General features: G+C 72.2%; 3 protein-coding genes. 1 reads left to right on the top strand and 2 read right to left on the bottom strand.

Features of this window, described 5'->3' with window-relative positions:
* Positions 1 to 457, bottom strand: a 457-nt coding sequence (locus tag CCN56_RS34520; RefSeq protein ID WP_143664714.1) for a DUF2252 family protein, incomplete at its 3' end; no start/stop codon positions are given.
* A gap of 184 nt (positions 458 to 641) precedes the next feature.
* On the opposite strand from CCN56_RS34520, the gene CCN56_RS34515 reads away from it, so the two are divergent.
* Entirely contained in the window at positions 642 to 1,397 is a 756-nt protein-coding gene (locus CCN56_RS34515; RefSeq protein ID WP_086831751.1) for a GntR family transcriptional regulator, read from the top strand.
* Positions 1,398 to 1,671: 274 nt separating this feature from the next.
* Here the strand turns inward: CCN56_RS34515 and CCN56_RS34510 are convergent.
* A partial coding sequence (locus CCN56_RS34510) for an amino acid permease (RefSeq protein WP_107484268.1) occupies positions 1,672 to 2,707 on the bottom strand: 1,036 nt, incomplete at its 5' end.

The raw sequence follows: 2,707 nt of genomic DNA, 5'->3' as shown, positions 1-2,707 counted from the left end.
GCGCGGCGCGGTGGGCCTTGGGCTTGGCGCTGCCGTTCTGGAGGGCGGCGACGGTGACGCTGGCGGCGAGCCTCTTCACGTCCCATTCGAAGGGACCGGGGAGGGTCTCGTCGAAGTCGTTCACGTCGAAGAGAAGCGTCCGTTCGGGTGAGGCGTAGCCGCCGAAGTTGAGCAGGTGGGCGTCGCCGCAGAGCTGCACGGTGAGCCCGGTGTGGCGCTCGGCTCCGAGGTCGGCGGCCATGACGCCGGCCGCGCCGCGCAGGAAGGCGAAGGGGGAGACCGCCATCCTGGCGTACCGGAGGGGGACGAGGTCGGGCAGTCGGTCCAGGGACTCGCGCTCCAGGACCACGAGCGGGTCGGGGCGCTGTGACCTGGGTATCCAGCGGCCGTGAGAGGCCCGGGGGACTCTTTTGCGCGCTGCCTTGCCCCGTGCGGCGCGCTCCGACGCTGTCGTCATCCGGCCTCACCCGCCTTCTCCCGCCGACCGGTTCTCGGCCCGGTCACCTGGAACCTCATTACACGGCCCGCCACTCGTTTCGGCCACTCTGCCGGACAGGCCTGGCTAAATGGTTTAGACCAATGATAGGAATTGATCACCCAGACGCACCGTGCTGTCACGCTGAGCAAAGAGAGGGTTGATCATGGTCGAGCCCGATTCCGAGGCGGTGGCGGACGTACCGCTCTATCTCCGGGTCGCCGCCGCCCTGCGCGAGGACCTCGCCCAGCGGCGCATCCGCCCCGGCAGCCGGCTCCCCTCGGAGCGATCGCTTTCCCAGCGCCACCACGTCAACCGGCAGACCGTCCGCAGCGCGCTCCGGCTCCTCAGGGAGGAACGGCTCGTGGTCACCGACCGGCGCGGCACCTTCGCCGCCGAGGAGGCCGGACCCGAGCCGGACGCACCGGCGTTCACGGCGCGCCGGCCGACGTTCCCCGGCGGGCCGCAGGCGGCCGAGGCGCTGGTGCGGGCCTCGCTCACCTGGGAGCCGCCGCCCACTCCCCTGGCGGCCCGGCTCCTGCTGACCCCCGGCGAACCGACGCTCGTCCACCGGCACACGGTGCTCGGGCCGCACGGGGCGGCGCTCCAGCGGGCGGTGTCGTGGTTCTCCCGGCCGGCCCTCGCCGAGATCCCCCAGCTCTCCCGCTACCGGCGGGGCAGGGACTGCCGTCAACAGCCCGACCTGCGGCTCCTGTACCACTGGATGCACCAGGCGGGGCTGCGGATCACCCACCGCGAGTCGGTCGGCGTCCCGCCCGGCCCGGCCGCGACGACGGCCGGCGGCGCGGCCCGGCTGGTCGTCCACCGGGTCGTCAGCGACCAGCACGGGCACGCCCTGGAGATCACGGACATCGACTTCTCCGCCCAGTCGGCCGCCTGGACCTACGAGTTCAGCGCCTGACCTGCGAACGGGGCGCGTGGGCCTACGAGTTCAGCGACCGACCCGCGAGCAGGACGCCTGAGCCCGCGAGCAGGACGCCTGAGCCCACGAGTTCAGCGACCGACCCGCGAGCAGGACGCCTGAGCACGCGAGTTCGACGCCCGACCCGCGAACAGGACCCCTGAGCACGCGAGTTCGACGCCCGACCTGCGCATACGGCGCCCGGCCCATGAGTTCGGCGCCTGATGGCGCGCCGGCTCCTGTCCGGGACATGGACAGGAGCCGGGCCCGGCCGTCAGACGATGCCCTCGGCGATCTCCGCCTCCTCGCGGGCGGTCCCGTACGCGGTCGGCGTGCCGTACGAGCGGCGGGCGACGTACCACCAGACGCTGGCGAGGACGAGCACGACGGCGAGCGCGACGGCCGCGTAGTTCATCGTGTCCACGTTCACCGGGGACTTTTGCGGCAGGCAGAAGAGGACGGTCACGAACGCCACCCAGACGACGGCGATCCAGCCGACCGGCCTGCTCCAGCGGCCGAGGCTCCAGGGGCCGGGCACGAAGCGGTTCCCGGCGCGCAGCCGCAGGTAGACCGGGATGGCGTACGCGGGCGTGATGCCGATGACGTTGATCGCGGTGACGGCACCGTAGGCGGTGGCCGAGTACAGCGAGGGGAGGGCGAGCACCGCGGCCACGACGACCGCGAGCCAGACGGCGGGGACGGGCGTCTGGGTGCTGCCGCTGACCTTGCGCCAGAGCGCCGATCCGGGCAGGGCGTTGTCGCGGCTGAAGGCGAAGACCATGCGGCTCGCGGCGGCCACCTCGGCGTTGCCGCAGAAGAGCTGGGCGACGATCACCACGAGGAGCAGGAGGGCGGCGCCGCGTGAGCCGAGCGCGTCCAGGAAGATCTGGGCGGGCGGGACGCCGGTGGCGCTGTTCTGCGTGCCGGCGTAGTCCTGGATGGCGAAGGTGAGTCCGGCGAGGAGGGCGAAGCCGGCGAGCCAGGAGACCCAGATGGACCGGACGATGCCCTTGGCGGCGGTGACGGAGGCGTTCGAGGTCTCCTCGGAGAGGTGGGCCGAGGCGTCGTAGCCGGAGAAGGTGTACTGGGCGAGGAGCAGGCCGATCGCGGCGACGTAGAACGGGTTGGCCCAGCCGGTGTCGTTGACGAACGTCGTGAAGACGAAGTCGACGGACTGGTGGTGGTCGGGGACGAACGCGAGCGCGCCGACGATGACGGCGACGCCGGCCAGGTGCCACCAGACGCTGACCGAGTTGAGGACGCTGACGAGGCGGACGCCGAAGAGGTTGAGGCCGGCGTGGAGCAGCAGG

It is taken from the genome of Streptomyces sp. NRRL B-24572, from assembly GCF_002156145.1.
Taxonomy (GTDB): domain Bacteria; phylum Actinomycetota; class Actinomycetes; order Streptomycetales; family Streptomycetaceae; genus Streptomyces; species Streptomyces vietnamensis.
Note: the sequence above shows the minus strand (reverse complement) of the source record. Positions and strands in the feature narration are given on the sequence as shown.